Genomic DNA, 17,163 nt, shown 5'->3' on the forward strand with positions numbered 1-17,163 from the left:
GATACTCTGACATAGCGGTGTCTCCTTTCTCGGGCTTCCGCCCGGTCTTACTACATACACATAGAATTGTAGACACCGCTTCATCTTTTTTCCACAGCTTTCGATAGTATCTCTTCCTTTTCCATTGAGCTCAGATCGCAGGCCAAGGATGGGTGCCAGACCGCGAAGTAGGCAGTGAGCTAAGCCCTGAGCCAGGCCCCAGGGCAGGCTGCAAGGCAAGCTGCAGGTCAGACCGCAAGGCAGGAAGTCGGTCAGACAGTGAGCCAAGACGTGACCCACGCAGTAGGACAGACCGCGAACCAGACCGCAAGCCAAATTGCAGGACAGAAGGTAGGCCAGGCCGCAAGTCAGACAGCAGGACAAGAGGCAGGCCAGGCGGCGAGCAAAGCGGCAGACCAGGCAGCGGGTCTGGCGGCAAGTCAAACTGCGAACCAGGCAGCGGGCCAGGCGGCAGTACAAATAGTCTGCCAAGCCACCCTGTGGATGGCGAAATGTCACATTTCCCTGCCCCGGCGCATCTCATCCATAGAATCCAGAACCGCATTTTGAGCTCAGAGGTTCGCGCTTGAGCGGTCTTCGGGGGCAGAGCCCCGACGTCTCACGCCGGAAGTCCGAGGGTGGCCCTGAAGCCCACCTTCTTGTTGTCCCCTTTGTTTGTCCGCTTTGACTCTAGCTTCAGTCGCTGCTAGAATCGGCCCGGAATGAAACTCTTTAACACTCTTACGCGGCGAAAAGATGAGTTTACCCCGGTCAAACCGGACAGGGTCGGCATCTATACCTGCGGCCCGACCGTGTATATGTATGCCCACATTGGTAACTTCCGTGCCTATGTTTTCGCCGACACCCTGCGCCGGGTGTTGGAGTACCTCGGATACGAAGTGAAGCACGTGATGAACATCACTGATGTGGGACACCTCACTTCCGACGAGGACACCGGCGAGGACAAGTTGGAAAAGGGCGCTCGGGCCGAGGGTAAGACACCAGAGGAGATTGCCCGGTACTATGAGAAGGCCTTCTTCGACGATGCGAGAAAGCTCAATATTCTCAGGCCGCATGTTGTCTGCCGTGCGACCGAACACATATCTGAGATGATTGACCTCGTGAAACGCATCGAAGCTAACGGCTTCACCTATCGTACTTCGGTTGGGTTGATCTTCGACACCTCGAAGTACGACGACTATTGGCGACTCGGACGGCTGAGGCTTGATGCCCAGCAGGCCGGCGCCCGGGTGGCGGTTGACCCTGAACGACGCAATCCGTCCGACTTCGCACTATGGATTACGAACCAACCGAAGCACCTGATGCAGTGGGACTCGCCGTGGGGCCGGGGTTTCCCCGGTTGGCACCTCGAGTGCTCGGCCATGTCAGTGAAGTACCTGGGCGAGGAATTTGACATCCATACCGGTGGAATAGACCACATCCCGGTGCACCACACGAACGAGCGGGCTCAGAACTTCGCAGCCTTTGGTAAGGAGGTCGTGCGCTGGTGGATGCACAACGCGTTTCTGACTTTGGGCGACGCCCGGATGGGCAAGTCCGAGGGCAACCTTGTTACCATCAGCGAGCTGGAGCAGCAGGGCCACGAGCCGATGGCATTCCGCTATCTGTGCCACACCGCGTTGTACCGGATGCCCCTGAACTTCACCGCCGAGTCGCTCGCCGGCGCAAGTAAATCGCTGCGTAGGCTACTCGATTTCGGCCGGGATGTTCAGTCCTGGCCTGCTTCAAAGTCAGACGCCGGACCGGATTGGACAACCCCGTTCCGCAACGGATTCAAAGCCGCGGTTGCCGACGACCTCAACATTCCGCAGGCTCTGGCCGTGGTCTGGAATCTGGTCAGTGAAGGCAACAAGCGCCAGGACCGCCGTGCTTGGGATGCGATTCTTGACTTTGACCGCGTGCTGGGACTAGGGCTCGCGGACTCCACGGGATACACGGTGAGCCAAGGGTCCTCGCTGAGTTTTCATTTTGCCTTTTCTGAGGCCTATCCGTCTGGCACCCCTGATGCTGTACGAGAACTGGCTAGGAAGCGCCAAGCTGCAAGGGCGAGAAGAGACTGGGCCGAATCAGACAGGCTGCGGGATGAGATTGCCAGGCTTGGCTACCTGGTCGAGGACACCAGGGACGGCTGGCGCCTCAAGCCGCGTTCTTGACTCGCCCGGCTGCTTCCGTATCATTTCGCTGTGGAGACGAGGACTCTGGGTCGGCTTTGGGACACGATACGAATTGAGGACAATTCGTTCATGTTCCGCACCTCGTTCCGAACGGGCCCATAGCTCAGGTGGTAGAGCACTGTGCTGATAACGCAGGGGTCAGTGGTTCGAATCCACTTGGGCCCACTTCCTGATGAGCCGCAAAGGCGTCATTATTCTGGTCGTGGTCCTGGTCGCAGTCGTTGTCGCAACCGGGCTTCTCATTGGTCTGCTTGTACTTATTGACATCGGTACGACTGACAACCCACTGTCCGGGCTCGGCTCGGCACTCGGCTACCTTGAGGTTGAAGGTACGATTCTAGACTCCCGGCAGTTCATCCGTGAGCTGCGGTCACTTGAAAAAAACCCTTCAGTCAAGGGCCTGCTCATCCGCGTCGACAGTCCGGGCGGCTCGGTCACGCCCGCGCACGAAATCTACTCCGAAATCAGACGGGTGCGGGGGGCAGGCAAGCCGGTTGTGGTTTCGATGGGTACCCTTGCGGCCTCGGGCGGGTATTATGTCGCCTCTGCCGCCGATGTGATTGTCGCTAACCCGGGTACGCTGACCGGCTCCATTGGCGTCATCATGGAGTTCCCGATTGTCAAGGGACTGATGGACAAGCTCGGCCTTGAAGTCGCGGTCGTGAAGTCAGCAGCCCATAAGGACATCGGTTCACCATTCCGCCGGATGACCGGATCAGACGAAGAGTTGTTGCAGTCAGTTGTTCTGGACGTCTATGAGCAGTTCCTGGAAGTCGTCAGCGTCGAGCGTGGACTGCCACTGGATAGTCTGCGCAAGGTTGCGGACGGACGTATCTTGACCGGCCGCCAGGCCCGGGATTACGGATTAGTTGATACTCTGGGTACGTTCGAGCAGGCCAAGTTCATCGCTGCGGACCTATGTGGCATCAGGGGCGAACCCCGGCTTATCCGGCCTCGGCCACGACTGCGTTCGCTACTTCTGCAGTTCCTGGAAGGTGCAGCGGATAGAGTCTTCGGCTGGCCACGTTCAGCCCGACTGGCTTATCGATGGCCCTAGTCTGGGCGGACAGTTCTGGACTTGGCCGCTGGGTTCAGAACAACTAGTTTCCGGTTGGTCGCCTCGGACCGGCGGCTAGGTCGAGCGCCCGGCGGGCGCCATTCATCAGTGTCTTAGCTTCCCGGAGTAGTTGTGCGGCCTGCTTTGTGTCGGAGGATGAGCAGACTTGTTCAGCCTTGGCGCGGGCCTCGGATACAAGTCGTGCAACCTCGGCCAGCCGTTGCTCAAGTTCAGGGGTGGTCGGTGTCGAGGTGCGCACCGCTTCTGCGCGCAGTGTCAGACGATCAAGCTGTTTCATGGTTCGCTCGGCCTGCGCTCGACAACTTTCTACTGTTCTACGCGCGACTGGCCGCTTACCCGACGTTGCAACAAGGAAAATCGATCCGGCAATAACTACTAGCCCAACCAGTGCCCAAACAACAATTCGCAATTTCATTCTTCCTCCGTTGTCAACCTGTTCGGCGGCACCCGGGGTCCGCGATCAAACCCTCCTTAGAAGGATGAACTCCTATCTAACCGGCCCGGCCGGTTGGCCGAGGGCATCCAGACTCTGTTTGGCTTCGGAATAGGCCTCGGCCAGACGGTCAAGCAGGCCCTTGCCGTCAGCCGTGCTCGACTGGCGAACCGAGTCAACCAGTACGCGGCACCGGTCGAGCTGCTGCTCAAATTGCAGACGAGCCCTGTTCTGGTGCGGTGTTGTCGTGCGGATGCGCTGGATACTGTCGTACTTCTGCTGAAGCTGACTCAGTTTTCCGTCCATCCGGTCGGCGAACGCTTGAAGGTCCACCCGACTTATCTGTCCCGGCCGGCTGGCCGTGGTCTTGGTAGCGAGCAGCAGCGCGACACCAACCAGCACCAGTACGCAGACAAGCGCCCAGAACAGTATCGAGACTTTCATGCCGCCTCCGTTCGCACCAGTATATCCTCAGTCGTGTGCCAGTCAAGAAAGCTGGCCCGGCGGGAGACTTGCTCCCGCCGGGCAATACTTTCGGTTACCGCTTCTTCAACTGCTTTATCAGGCCGCGCATCGTATTACGGTAGTCTTCAATCTCGGCCTTCTTGGATGCCAGCGCGGCCGGGTCGGTCAAGGTCTGGATTTCCTGCAGCGCTGCCCGACCTTTTTCCATCGCCTCATCAAACTTCTGGAAGACATCGGGTGCTTCGTTGGCAAACTGGCCGCGCAGTTCGGTCATTTCCTGTGCCATGTCGTCGAAGCGCTTTGTAGTTCGTTCAACGTACTTCGGCACCTGCTCGGTTGTGAACGGCAGCGCCGTCTGGGCACCCTTTCGGGCGATAATCAGGAAGATGACGGCAGCCACGACGAGGATACCGACGATCGTCCAGATGATTATGCGGCTCTTGTTTCCCTGAGCCATTGTTCCTCCTTTGCGAGTTTATGCGGTCATTTTTCCTAGATGCGGGCCAGTCTTATGAGCGGTCATTCGACTCGTCCGCAGCATTTCTTGTACTTCTTGCCCGAACCGCATGGGCAAGGGTCATTGCGTCCGACCTTGGTCTCGGTCCGTCGGACCTGGACCGGCTGGGTATGTTTCCCGGCATCATCGTCCGATTCGGGTTTGTAGGCGCGCACCGTCCGCCGGCTGGTCCTTCGCCGGGCCTCGTCCGCGCTCTGGACCTGGGCCCGGAACAGCAGCATGAGCGCTTCCCGGTGGAAGTCGGCGATCATTTCCTCGAACATCCGGAAGGACTCCTGTTTGTACTCGACCAGGGGGTCCTTTTGTCCGTAGGCTCGAAGGCCGATGCCTTCCCGTACCATGTCGAGTGCGTACAGGTGCTCGCGCCACTTCGCGTCCAAAGTCCGCAAGAAGACATACCGGCACAAGTCGGCGAACAGTGCCTCACCCAGCTCCTCCAGCCGTTCATCATACCGGCGAATAGCTACCTCTGTCAACAGCTGCGCAAGTCCGTCAGGCTTCATGGTCTTACGCTCGTCGGCCGGAACACGCACATCTGCCAGAAACACAAGCTGAAACTCGGCTGTGATGGCGTCCCAGTCCCATTCTTCAGAAAAACGCGAAGTGCCGATGTACTTAGCGACCAAGGAATCTACCAGCCCTGTTGCCATTTCATGGTAAATTGACCGCAGGTCGCGGGTTTCCTGACTCTCAAGTTCTGAGTTCCGGCGTTGCGCTTCGGGATCCCTGGACTTTGTTTCTGAAACCTCCTGGGCTTCTGTGTCGGTTTGCGCTTCCAGTCCGGTGGCTGTCAGGAGTTGGTGGTCTGTCCTGAGCGGTGCCGCCATAATTGCGTCGCGTAGTGTATAGACGACGTCACGCTGACGGTTCATGACATCGTCGTATTCCAGAAGGTGACGTCGGATCTCGGCGTTACGGGCCTCGACCCGTTTCTGTGCGTTCGCGATTGCCCGGGTCACAAGGGTGTGTTCCATTGGTTCGTCCTCGGCCGCGCCGAACCGGTCCATGATCGCCGCGACCCGCTCTGACCCGAACAGCCGCATCAGGTCGTCCTCAAGCGACAGAAAGAAGCGTGATGAACCGGGGTCGCCCTGCCGGCCGCTCCGTCCCCGCAACTGGTCATCAATCCGGCGTGCCTCGTGTCGCTCGGTGCCAATGATGTACAGGCCGCAAGGCACTTCCTTGTTACATCGGCCCGGTTCTTCCTCCCAGTACGCGCACGGCCGGCCGCTGGGACTAACGAGGTAGCACCCCTCGCCCTTTACCACGCCCGGGCCAAGCTTGATGTCAGTGCCCCGGCCGGCCATGTTGGTGGCGATTGTTACTGCACCCGGCTGTCCGGCCCGGGCGACGATTTCCGCTTCCTGCTGGTGGTGTTTGGCGTTCAGTACCGAGTGGTTGATGCCGGCCCGGCGTAACATCCGTGAAATTACCTCAGAAACTTCTACCGACGTCGTCCCGACGAGAATTGGCCGGCCTTGGCGGTGCCATTTCTCGATCTCCCGGATGACCGCATCGTACTTCGCCCGGCGGGTCTTATAGACGACGTCCGGGTAGTCAATCCGACGGACCGGTTCGTTCGTCGGTATCGAGACGACATCAAGCTTGTAGGTGGCAAAGAACTCGCTGGCCGACGTGATTGCGGTTCCAGTCATGCCGGCCAGCTTACGGAACATGCGGAAGTAGTTCTGGAGCGTAATCGTCGCGAACGTCTGGGTTTCGCCCTGGACCTGGACGTTCTCTTTGGCCTCAAGCGCGCCGTGCAGCCCGTCCGAGTAGCGCCGTCCCGGCATCAGCCGGCCGGTAAACTCGTCAACGATGATGACCTTGCCGTCCTGAATGACGTAGTCAACGTCTTTCTCAAAGAGCGAGAATGCCTTGAGCAGCGCCTGGACATTAGAGAGCATTTCGCTCTTCTGGGCGTAGCGCTGGTATGCTTTTTCCCGTTCGTGCAGTTTCTCCTTCGGGGTAAGGTTCGCATCCGCCTCAATGCGGCCGAGCTCCTCAGACAGGTCGGTTGCGACAAACATGTCCGGGTCGTTAGGTGCCATGGCTTGCCGGCCCTTCTCGGTCAGGCCGATGGAATGTGCCCGTTCGTCAATGACGAAGTACAATTCTTCGTCGAGCTCGTGCAGCCGCTTGTCGCGCATGAAGTCGAGTTCGGTCTTGTCAATCAGCTTCTTGACACCTTCCTGCCGCTCGACCTTGATCAGACGCTTGTGCTTGGGCGCTCCCCGCCGGGCCTGGAGGAATTTCTTCGCGGCTTCGGCCTCTTTGCCTTCGGCAAGAAGCTTCTCGCCTTCCTCCACGATGCGGTTTACGAGCAGCGACTGCTGGTTGAAGAGTTTCCGGACGAGGGGCGTGAGCCGGTCGTATCCCTTGTCGGTTGCTTCAACCGGGCCGGAAATGATGAGCGGGGTGCGGGCCTCGTCAATCAGGATCGAGTCCACCTCGTCAACTATCGCATAGTGATGTCCACGCTGCACTTTGTCCTGGAGTCTGACGACCATGTTGTCGCGCAGGTAGTCGAATCCGAATTCGTTGTTTGTTCCGTAGGTGATGTCAGCCTGGTAAGCTGGCTTGCGTTCATCCGGTTCCATACCCATCTGGATGACGCCGACCGAAAGTCCCAGTGACTCATAGACCGGGCCCATCCACTCACGGTCGCGTCGTGCCAGATAGTCGTTGACGGTGACCAGGTGGCAGCCCTTTTTCTCAAGCGCGTTCAGGTACAAGGGCATCGTTGCGACCAGCGTCTTGCCCTCGCCCGTTCTCATTTCCGCAATTTTCCCCTGGTGGAGTACGATGCCGCCAATGAGCTGGACGTCGAATGGTACCATGTTCCAGGTCTGCATCGTGTCTGCGACCGGCCACTGTTTACCGACAAGGAACTTGCACGCCCACTTAACCAACGCGAACGCTTCGGGTAGCACATCGTCCAAAGATTCGCCGTCCCGGACTCGGGCAACCAGTTGTTCAGTCCTTTTCGGCAGTTCCTCCGGTGTGATCCCCGAGAGTTTCTCGAACACCGAGTTTATTTCGGCAACGCGAAGCCATAGCTTCCGCAGCTCGCGTTCATTCTTGGTGCCGAATATTCGACCGATGAGGGTTTCCAGCATCCCTAGTTGGATTCTACACGCTTGTGCCGTAGTGTCAAGGTGAAGCCTGTTGAAAATGCGGAAGTTAGACGCATACTCAGTGAGTCTGCGCTGAATGCCGGCAACTGGTCTAGGCTCCGGGTGAGGAAATCCCCTCTTATGCATCCTGTCCGCAGACAGAGGCTTGGGGGTTGTTCGACTTTGACAGACGGCGGGCATGGACTATTCTTGACTTGACGTGAAGCACCATCCGCCACTCAACACCGTGTGCAGAAGGGGCAGAAGGCGGTATGACCATCAACAGTTCCTAGACTTCTCTGTTCCTTGGTCATTTTCTATGACCTGGGGTCTGGTATGAAAGCCAGGTCAGCATGGCTATCTGTGGCGCTGGTTGTGGTGCTGGTCGGGGTAATGGTGCTGGCGGGCCGGCACTTGTGGCACTACTTCCGCAATCCAGGCGAACTCCGACAACTGGTACAGGGCTGGGGTGCTTGGGCACCACTGGGCGTCATCCTGCTTCAAGGGCTTCAGATTGTTGTTGCGCCTCTGCCCGGAAACGTAGTGGCGTTTGCCTGTGGATATGCGCTTGGATTGTGGCCGACGCTAGCATGGCTCATGCTTGGAGTGCTGGCTGGCGCGGCGGTCAACTTCCTGCTGGCTCGATTGCTTGGCCGGCGTTTGCTTGCCAGTTTCGTACCGAGCGATAAGCTGGGGCGGCTCGATCACGTCATGCTCCGCCGTGGCACCTTCTATGTCTTTCTGCTCCTTCTTGTACCAAACCCCTTGGGCGACTGGGTATACTATGTTGCGGGTCTGACGACGCTGCCGCTGCCCTTATTTCTCGTTCTGGTGCTCGTTGCCCGTTTGCCGTCCAATCTGATTGAGTGCGGACTTGGTTCGGGTGCGACCCGGTTTTCCGGGCTGCATTGGGCGATACTTGGACTTGTGGCGGCAGTGTTCGCGGTTCTGTACTTCGTAAACCAGCACCGGATTGAACGGCTGCTTGAGCGCCTGGGCGAGAAAGGGTGGCGGGGAACCGGACTGAGTACAAAGATGCGGGGACACGAGGAGGCAAGGCCTGAAACTCGATTCGCGACACACGGAACAGCCGCCTTGGATACCAGCAACACCAGGGACACGCAGAACATAACGGCACCTAATCAAAGGCGAGAAGAATCGGATTCTGAAACCACGGAAGGTTTTGGGTGAAGCGGGCGATTCTTGTCTGTTTGGTTGCGACCGCGCTGAGCGCGCGGGAGCCGAGGTTTCTGGTGCGTATCAGACTGTCAGGGCCTGAGGACCGTGTCCGCCTGAACGAGCTCAGGCTGGACTTGACTACGCCCTTGTTTGCAAACTATGTTGATGCGGTTGTTACCAAAGCCGAGCAGGCAAAGCTTGAGTCAGAGGGTCTTGGGATCGTCGTGCTAGACACTGACAGCGGCATCGCGATTCCGCCCGAGTACCATACTGTGAGTGAAACATGGGCCGTACTTGAGTCGCTGCATGCACAGTATCCGGGTATCACCCGGCTTGATGCATGTGGCTACGGCCAGCGTTTTTTCTTGCCCATACCACACTTTGTAATCTCGCACAATCCGCAGATGCGTGAGGATGAGCCGGCTGCTCTTTTCACCGGAATGCATCATGCCCGGGAGCCTCTGGGTAACGAGATATGTCTGTATGCCATCAGACAGATTCTGGCCGGGTACCCAGATAGCAGTCGGATCAGACACTGGGTTGATTCGGCCGAGCTGCACTTTCTGCCGATTGTCAATCCGGAGGGGTTTGCGTACATAACCGACAGCAGTCTTGTGTCGCCGTGGTGGCGTAAGAATCTGCGCGACAATGGGTTGAACGGCGGGCCAATAAATCCGGATTCAGACGGGGTTGATTTGAACCGGAACTACGACTGGCGCTGGGCTGTTGGCGGCAGTCCGGACCCGACAAGCTGGACCTATCGTGGGCCGGCCCCTGGATCAGAGCGCGAAATCGAGGCGGTCACGCGGATGGCCTGGCAGCGGAGGTTTCTTGTCGGCGCGTCCTATCACAGCTATGGACGCGTGGTCATGTATCCCTGGCAGTACGGCGGACTCGTAACGCCGGATGACGGTACACTTAGCGAGATGGCGACGAACCTGTCCTTGGTCATCGGTGGATATACCGTAAGCCGGATGCAGACAACAGGGATGAGTTCAGAATGGCTCTACGGCGGCACCGGGATGTTCGATTTCCTGATCGAGACTGGGTTGAGCTTTTTCCCCTCGGCAGAATCAATCGCGGTCGAGTGCGAAGCCAACTATCGTGGAATCGGTTTCCTTCTGGACCGGATGTTCTACGGCGGAGTGACCGGTCATGTGCGCGACTCGCTGTCACTCAGGCCGGTACCGGCTCAGGTCGGGCTGTGGGGCGTGCTCGGCGATTCGGTGGTACCAAGGACCGCAGACTCGGTGTACGGTCGCTTCTATCGGTTGCTTCGGGCCGGGACTTACCGCTTCGTGTTCTCGGCACCGGGATACGAATCAAAGACAGTTGACGGCGTGCCAGTTGGCGCCGATTCACTAACGAAGCTGGAGGTGCTTCTTTCACCCATAATTGGGCTAGCAGAGGGACGCCCTATGCCGTATGTCTCTCGCTGCACGGTTGAAGCCAGGCCAAACCCGTTCCGAATTCAGACGGCAATCCGACTTCCGGCGACGGTCTGCTGTAAGGAGTTGGAAATCTACACTGCTTCCGGTCGGCTGGTCCGTTCCCTTACTGTGTGCGGCATGGAGAGCAGGGCGTCCAGCGTCGAATGGAACGGGACCGACGAGTGCGGCCGGATTTTACCGGAAGGCGTGTATATCTGCCGAACCACCGGCGTTCACCCGGGAACGGTCGTGCGGCTGGTTTTGGCCCGGTAGCGGTCAGGTCGAGAGGAGCGGGTTGGAATTGAAGCGCAGGCTTGCGCATCCGTTTCTCACGGCAAGAAGCTGAGCCGCGACGCTGACCGCGATTTCCGGCGGCGTCCTCGAGCCGACTGCGAAGCCGATCGGCGAATAGACCTTTGACAGTTCTTCGCGGGTGAAGCCTTCGGACCGGAGCCGTTCGAAGCAGGACAGGACCTTCTTCTCGCTGCCGATCATTCCAAGGTAGGCGAACTCACGGCGTAGGCACTGGCGCAGAACCGTTTCATCGTGCTTGTGTCCGTGGGTCATGATGACAACGTAGGTGCGGCGGGTGAACCGTATGTGCTTGCCGGCCTGCGCGTAGTCGGTGCAGATGACCTTGTCGGCCTGCGGATGACGTTTACGTGAAGCCCAGTCCGGCCGGTCGTCCAGAACCGTGACGTGGAATCCGAGCTTGCGGCAGAGGGGCACGAGTTCGAGTGCGCAGTGGCCAGCGCCGACAACGAAGAGGAGGTCGGCCCGAGCCAAGGGTTCGAAAAGTAGTTCGACCGAACCGCCGCAGTCGGCGGAGAGTCCTGAGTCTGACCTCTCAGACCCGTCGGTTATCAGTGCGAACTGGGCGGTGTGAGGCGGGCCGTTCGCAGCCAACGCAGTTTCAATGGCCTTGTATTCTAGCACGCCGCCGCCAACCGTGCCGTAGATGGTCCGGTCAGGGTAAACGAGCATCCTTGCGCCGACTACGGCCGGAGTCGAGCCCTTGGTGCCGACCACGGTGACGAGCACTGCCGGCGTGTTCGCCTCGAGTGCGGCGAGCACACGTTTCTGCAGTTCGGCGTCCATCTTCAGGGCCGGGTTGCCGCGAGCGCGGCAAGCACCGATTCCGGTACAGCCGGTATCGCCAGTTCGACTTCGGAACCGGTCATTGACTCAAGCGTGTGGCGGATTGCGAAGAACGGCGCGATACCGTAGATGAACGGCGGCTCGCCGACCGCCTTGGAACCGAGTACGCCTGCGTACACGGTCGGATGCTGGTCTAGCTCGATGACAAACTCCTCCGGAAGGTCGCAGAAACCCGGGACCTTGTAGGTTGAGAGCGAATCGGTCAAGTACCGGCCGTCTTGCTGCTTGAGCTGTTCACGACAGGTCCACCCAAAGCCCTGGAAGAATGCACCTGCGATCTGTCCCCGGTCTATGCCGGGATTTAGACTTACGCCGGTGTCGTGGATGATATGGACCTTGACCAGGCGGCTTACGCCGGTCAGAAGATTGGTTTCGGTCATCGCAAGGCAGCAACCAAATACGAAGTAGGAAAACGGCGTGCCCTGGCCCTTTTCCCGGTCCCAGGCGATATCGGGCGTTGCGTAGAACCCGTGCGCGGCCAGGCTGACCCGGGCACGGTAAGCATCAGAGCATAGCCGAGCAAAGTCGAGCTGTCGGTCGGGCGCACGCTCGTCGAATGCAGCGTTGCCGTGCAGTACGATCCGGGAAGGGTCCGGTGCGAATCCGGACGCGAGAACTGGGGCTGCGAACGCCTTGAGTCGAGCCGCGAGTCTTTGGGCTGCGATGCGAGCCGCGTTGCCGTTTAGGTCAGCGCCGGTTGAGGCCGCAGTCGGCGAAGCGTTGGCGATTCGCTTGGTATCGGAACTTTCGACCCGGATGCGGTCGAGGGTCAGGCCGAGCTCGCGGGCGACCACCTGAGCGACTTTGGTATTCACGCCTTGACCCATCTCAACCCCGCCGTGTGAGACAGAAACCGTGCCGTCGCGGTACGCAAGGACTAGGGCCGACGCCTGGTTCTTGAACGACGCAGTGAAGGAAATGCCGAACTTGACCGGCACGATGCCAATTCCGCGTCGGCGTTCGGGGCTGGTATCGTTGAGTTTTCTTGTTTCGGCCTTGAGTTTTTCGTACCTGGTGCGCTCGGCGAGAAGTGATAGCAGGGCACCAGTCCGAGCGTCCCTCACCGGTTGCCCAAAGGGCGTTTCCTGGCCGGGTCGGTATGCGTTGCGCAGCCTGATTTCAAGCGGATCGAACTTCAGGTGCAGTGCTGCGCGCTCGATGACGTGCTCAATTGTAAAAATACCCTGGGGCGCGCCGAAACCGCGCATCGCAGTGTTGGGTGGCAGGTTAGTGCGCAGGGCTCGTCCGACAATCCGGATGTTCGGGATGAAGTAAGTGTTGTCGGCATGGAGCATCGCCCGTTCGAGAATGGCCATGCTCAGGTCCGCAGATGCACCGCCGTTGATGTTGAACTCGACCGAATAGGCAAGGAACCGGCCGTCCCGTGCGAAGCCCGCCCGGTAGTGGATCTCGAATGGGTGGCGCTTGCCGGTCCAGGCGATGTCGTCCTTCCGGCTGAGCACAAGTTCGACCGGCCGGTGCAGGTGATGGCAGGCAAGGGCACATAAACAGGCCCAGAGTGTCGCGCCGGTTTCCTTGCCACCGAACCCGCCGCCTAGGCGCCGGGTGGCGACCGCGACATCGTTTGCCCGAAGCCCAAGCACCCGGGCCACGCCGTGCTGGACGTCGGCCGGGCTCTGGGTTGCGGAAAGCACGATTATCTCTTCGTCCTCGCTTGGTAAGCAGCGGCAGGACTGGGTTTCAAGGTACAGGTGTTCCTGAGAAGGAGTGTGAATTGCACCCTCGAGCACGAGGTCGGCTTGGTTCAGCCCGGCCTCGACGTCGCCGCGTTCGATTCGCCGCTCAGGTGCGTAGAGCTGTCCAAGACGTAGCGCATGTTCAATGGTCAGGACTGGATCGCGCTCCTCGCAGTTCACCTTCACCGCCGCAGCGGCGCGGCGGGCGAGACTGGCCGTCTCGGCCACGACCACGGCGACCGGCTGACCGGCGTAGTTCACTGCTCCTGAGGCGAGCAGGGGTTCGTCGTCAAATACCTCACCAATTTGGTTCTCACCTGGAATGTCACCAGCTTCCAGTACTGCCTTGACACCGGCAAGTTCGAGTGCGGCGGACCGGTCAATGCCTATGAGCCGGCCGCATGGGACAGGACTTGGCACCACGGCGGCAAAAAGCAGGCCCTCAGGTCTGGGCTCATCGCGGACGAAGCGGGCAGAACCGGTGACAAGCGTCGGGCCTGATAGAATCGTTTCTGATCCGGCTGGCTTCGGATTGGTCACAGAATCCATCGCCTAGGTTCCAGCCAGGACAAGGTCCGGGAAAAGGCGGCGGAAAAGAAGCATGAGATGGTTGTGTGCGAGTGTGCGACGGAATGACTCGGAACCGCGAACGTCAGCTATCGGTTTGATTTCGGCCGCGACTGCGTCGGCCGCGGCGAGGACGGTCCGACTGCATAGTTTGCGGCCCAGCAGACATCGGACGGCCGCTTCGGAAAGCATCGGAAATGGTGCGACACCACCTAGGGCAAATCGGATATCGGCAATCGTGTTGCCATCGAGCCGCAGTGCCAGCGCCGAGTTGACCGAGGCGATGTCGACAGAACCGCGTTTGCTGGTCTTAACGAACGCGACTGGCGTGGAACTGAGCGGTACTTCGACTCGGGCGATGAACTCGCCCGGTGCAAGCGCGGTCTGCTTGTACCCGATGTAAAACTGCTCAAGCGGCAGCCGACGTTCGGTCCGGGCCGACGTAAGCACAAGGCGGGCGCCGAGTGCGAGTAGAAGAACCGCAGCGTCGGCAACTGGCGAGGCGTTGGCGATGTTGCCGGCGACGGTGGCAACGTTGCGGACTTGAGCTGAGCCCATCTGTCGAAGGGTTTCACCGACGGCCGGGAAAAGTCTGCCGACTTCTTGGTCAACGATGAGTTCGGCAAGCGTGACGCCGGCACCGATGGAAAGGAAGCCGTCCTTTACTCCGATGTGTCCTAGTTCGGCTAGGCCCGAAAGGTCAATTATCCTGCTGATGTTGTGCTTGTCGAGTTCGAGCATCAGGTCGGTTCCGCCGGCAAGGAACCGGCAGTTCGGTTCGGACTTGAGGATGCCGACAAGCTCGGCAAGGTTACGTGGGGCGTGGAAGCCGTTACCTGAACATGCATCGTGGTCCGTGGCTGCCGGGATCGAGGCGATTCCGGACAAGTAGTCGGGGATGATATCCTTGCGGCTCCCGCCGCGCAGGGACCGGACCGCGGCGCGGATTGACTCGTAACCGGTGCAGCGGCAGATATTGCCTTCAAGCGCGGCAGCGACTTCCTCATCAGTAGGGGACCGGTGTTCCGCAAGCAGGCAGAAGATTGACATTACGAGCCCGGGTGTACAGAATCCGCACTGCACCGCATGGTAGTCAAGGAGGGCCTGCTGAATCGGATGGAGCCGACTAGGGCCAGCCAAGCCTTCGACTGTAACGACGTACCGGCCATGAAGCCGGGCTGCGGGCAGAAGACAGGAATTGACTGCCCGGAAGTGGACTTCACCATTGCGCCGGGTGCCGAGCGCAACGGTACACGCACCGCAGTCGCCTTCGGCACAGCCTTCCTTGGTCCCGGTCAGGCCCAGCCGTTCCCGCAATACGTACAAAGCCGGCTCAAAGGGAGGCACGTGCAGGCGCGCCGGTCTTCCATTGACGACACACTCGACTTGGACCACTGTGGTGTTCATTGTAGTGACCAAGAGCAGTGCTGCAAGCGCGGCCACGACTCGGGCGCGGGTTGACTCGGGTTTGGATGCCGCTATTATCTACATTGTGAACAAACCCTTTCCCGAGGTCGCTTGCCCGGGGGCTCAAGCCGGACCATACGATTCCGGGACCGAGAATGCGCGCGTCATCAGTCCTCCCTCAGCGGTCATCACCGGTACCGGCTTTGACGTGCCTGAACGCGTGCTTACCAACGCGGACCTTGAGCGAATGGTAGATACTTCGGATGAGTGGATTGTGGAGCGTACCGGGATGAAGGAACGCCGGATTGCCCGGCCGGACGAGGCGGCCTCAGACTTCGCCCTACGTGCGGCCCAGCGGGCTCTTGCCGACGCCCGGGTCAGTCCTGAAGAGCTCGACCTCATCATTGTCGCAACCGTGACCGGCGACATGCTGTTCCCTTCGACCTCCTGCATAATTCAGGACCGGCTTGGTGCGAAGAATGCGGCGGCGATGGACCTGTCAGCAGGCTGCACCGGGTTCATCTATGCACTGGCCACGGCCCGGCAATTTATTGCGGCCGGAACCTATAAGACCATCCTGGTTGTTGGCGTTGAGGTGCTTTCGAAGATAACCGACTGGACCGATCGAGGTACCTGCGTGTTGCTTGCTGATGGTGCGGGTGCGGCCGTGGTCAGGGCTGAGGGCGATACCGGCCGGGGCATCGTTGCGAGCTTTCTTGCTTCAGATGGTTCACGCGGGCCGGACCTGTGCATGCCGGCCGGAGGGTCCAGGATTCCGGCCAGTGTGGAATCGGTGAAGAACCGACTCCACTACCTGAAGATGAACGGCAACGCCATCTTCAAGGTTGCGGTGCGGAGCATGAGCGATGCGGTCAGGAAGCTGATGGATGCGGCGCGACTGCGGGCCGAAGATATCAAACTCCTGATCCCGCACCAGGCGAACCTGCGCATCATCGAGGCCGTGGCCAAGATGCTTGGATTCCCGAAGGAGCGGGTATTCGTCAATATTGAGAAGTATGCCAACACTTCGTCGGCCTCGACGATAATCGCATTGGACGAGGCCCGGCGCGGCGGTCGGATACGTGCCGGTGATGCGGTGATAATGGTGGCATTCGGCGCGGGTCTGACCTGGGGCGGCGTCGTTATTCGCTGGTAGGGTCAACCGAAACTGCTTTAGGGTCTGATACGGTCTGACGGACCGGCAAAAAAGAGGTGGGCGGCGTCACAGACGCCGCCCACCGGCTAGTGGCGAAAAGTCTTACCAGCGGTTGCCGCTGAACCCGCCACCGCGGTTTGAGCGCGAACCGCCCTCAGGCCTTGGTTTGGCCTGATTCACGGTGAGCGGCCGGCCATCCATCGGTTGGCCGTTGAGGGCAGAAATTGCCGCGGCTGCCGCCTCACTGGTAGCCATCTCCACGAAGGCGAATCCTCGGGAACGGTCGGTGAACTTGTCCTTCACAATCGAAGCCGAGACGACTTCGCCATGCTTGCTGAACAGCTCGGTGAGCTGTTCTTCGGTAGCGCTGAAGGGAAGATTCCCTACGAATATGCGCTGACTCATTGTATTACCTCCACCGGCGTCTGTCGCCGGGAATCTGGGGCGTCCTGGAACCACAAATGTCCATATCGAAGCGGACTGGACTCCGGGGTTGCACCCCTGTTTTTTGCTTGGGAGTCGCTAAAGGTCGCTACGGGCTCGGATTCGGTCCGGTCACATAGGCCAATGAACGGTCACAAGCGCTTCAGGACTTCTTTTCTGCGCTGTCGGTTGGATGCGAAGTCCTTCTGCAACCAACAGGGAATTATAACGGGCCTTGTCCGGTTGTCAATGCCGACCGGGCTTTCGGTAGTATCCTTATTTGTGTGTAACTTGGCTGGAAAAAGGGTCGGGCAGGGTGTATCCTTCTGGCCCGACCGAGTAATGATCGTAACACTATCAAAC

At 59.4% G+C, this 17,163-nt stretch carries 14 protein-coding genes and 1 tRNA gene; 6 read left to right on the forward strand and 9 right to left on the reverse strand.

Annotation, left to right across the window (positions count from 1 at the left end):
• Nucleotides 1-701 precede the first annotated feature (701 nt).
• The 3 genes from cysS to sppA all read left to right on the forward strand — a co-directional run bounded on the left by cysS (nt 702) and on the right by sppA (nt 3,231).
• Complete coding sequence (gene cysS, locus ABIL25_07410) at nt 702-2,153, forward strand: cysteine--tRNA ligase (GenBank protein MEO0082102.1); 1,452 nt, start codon at nt 702-704, stop codon at nt 2,151-2,153.
• A 113-nt stretch (nt 2,154-2,266) separates the two neighbouring features.
• Nucleotides 2,267-2,339, forward strand: a tRNA-Ile gene (locus ABIL25_07415).
• Nucleotides 2,340-2,346: 7 nt separating this feature from the next.
• Nucleotides 2,347-3,231: a signal peptide peptidase SppA gene (gene sppA, locus ABIL25_07420; GenBank protein MEO0082103.1), complete on the forward strand. Its 885-nt coding sequence runs from the start codon at nt 2,347-2,349 to the stop codon at nt 3,229-3,231.
• A 43-nt stretch (nt 3,232-3,274) separates the two neighbouring features.
• Here the strand turns inward: sppA and ABIL25_07425 are convergent, their stop codons facing one another.
• The 4 genes from ABIL25_07425 to secA form a co-directional block, all read right to left on the reverse strand.
• Nucleotides 3,275-3,667 carry a hypothetical protein gene (locus tag ABIL25_07425; protein ID MEO0082104.1) on the reverse strand — a complete coding sequence of 131 codons (393 nt, stop codon included), beginning with the start codon at nt 3,665-3,667 and terminating at the stop codon, nt 3,275-3,277.
• 72 nt (nt 3,668-3,739) lie between these two features.
• The gene (locus tag ABIL25_07430; protein MEO0082105.1) at nt 3,740-4,129 is read right to left on the reverse strand and encodes a hypothetical protein; all 390 of its coding nucleotides are present in this window, start codon (nt 4,127-4,129) and stop codon (nt 3,740-3,742) included.
• 94 nt (nt 4,130-4,223) lie between these two features.
• Nucleotides 4,224-4,607: a hypothetical protein gene (locus ABIL25_07435; GenBank protein MEO0082106.1), complete on the reverse strand. Its 384-nt coding sequence runs from the start codon at nt 4,605-4,607 to the stop codon at nt 4,224-4,226.
• A gap of 62 nt (nt 4,608-4,669) precedes the next feature.
• Nucleotides 4,670-7,786: a preprotein translocase subunit SecA gene (gene secA, locus ABIL25_07440; GenBank protein ID MEO0082107.1), complete on the reverse strand. Its 3,117-nt coding sequence runs from the start codon at nt 7,784-7,786 to the stop codon at nt 4,670-4,672.
• A gap of 333 nt (nt 7,787-8,119) precedes the next feature.
• On the opposite strand from secA, the gene ABIL25_07445 reads away from it, so the two are divergent.
• Together ABIL25_07445 and ABIL25_07450 are read left to right on the forward strand one after the other, a co-directional pair.
• A complete protein-coding gene (locus ABIL25_07445) occupies nt 8,120-8,974 on the forward strand; it encodes a VTT domain-containing protein (protein MEO0082108.1) in 855 nt (284 codons plus the stop codon).
• A complete protein-coding gene (locus ABIL25_07450) occupies nt 8,971-10,665 on the forward strand; it encodes a M14 family zinc carboxypeptidase (GenBank protein ID MEO0082109.1) in 1,695 nt (564 codons plus the stop codon). The genes ABIL25_07445 and ABIL25_07450 overlap by 4 nt, the downstream gene beginning before the upstream one ends.
• A 3-nt stretch (nt 10,666-10,668) precedes the next feature.
• Here ABIL25_07450 and ABIL25_07455 read toward each other — a convergent pair whose 3' ends face one another.
• Genes ABIL25_07455 through ABIL25_07465 form a run of 3 tightly spaced genes read right to left on the reverse strand, consistent with a single transcriptional unit; the run spans nt 10,669 to nt 15,221 of the window.
• On the reverse strand, nt 10,669-11,490 hold the full coding sequence (locus ABIL25_07455; GenBank protein MEO0082110.1) for an XdhC/CoxI family protein: 822 nt from the start codon (nt 11,488-11,490) through the stop codon (nt 10,669-10,671).
• Between the two features lie 2 nt (nt 11,491-11,492).
• Nucleotides 11,493-13,796 (reverse strand): molybdopterin cofactor-binding domain-containing protein, encoded by a 2,304-nt coding sequence (locus ABIL25_07460; GenBank protein MEO0082111.1) that lies wholly within the window; start codon nt 13,794-13,796, stop codon nt 11,493-11,495.
• Between the two features lie 3 nt (nt 13,797-13,799).
• Complete coding sequence (locus ABIL25_07465) at nt 13,800-15,221, reverse strand: FAD binding domain-containing protein (protein ID MEO0082112.1); 1,422 nt, start codon at nt 15,219-15,221, stop codon at nt 13,800-13,802.
• A 166-nt stretch (nt 15,222-15,387) separates the two neighbouring features.
• On the opposite strand from ABIL25_07465, the gene ABIL25_07470 reads away from it, so the two are divergent.
• Nucleotides 15,388-16,377 (forward strand): beta-ketoacyl-ACP synthase III, encoded by a 990-nt coding sequence (locus ABIL25_07470; protein MEO0082113.1) that lies wholly within the window; start codon nt 15,388-15,390, stop codon nt 16,375-16,377.
• A 102-nt stretch (nt 16,378-16,479) separates the two neighbouring features.
• On the opposite strand, the gene ABIL25_07475 is transcribed toward ABIL25_07470, so the two are convergent.
• Nucleotides 16,480-16,782, reverse strand: coding sequence for an RNA-binding protein (locus ABIL25_07475; protein ID MEO0082114.1), 303 nt, complete (start codon nt 16,780-16,782; stop codon nt 16,480-16,482).
• 170 nt (nt 16,783-16,952) lie between these two features.
• Nucleotides 16,953-17,163, reverse strand: a 211-nt coding sequence (locus ABIL25_07480; GenBank protein ID MEO0082115.1) for a hypothetical protein, incomplete at its 5' end; no start/stop codon positions are given.

The organism is candidate division WOR-3 bacterium, from assembly GCA_039801365.1.
In the GTDB taxonomy this organism is placed as follows: domain Bacteria; phylum Hydrothermota; class Tepidihabitantia; order Tepidihabitantales; family Tepidihabitantaceae; genus JBDRUN01.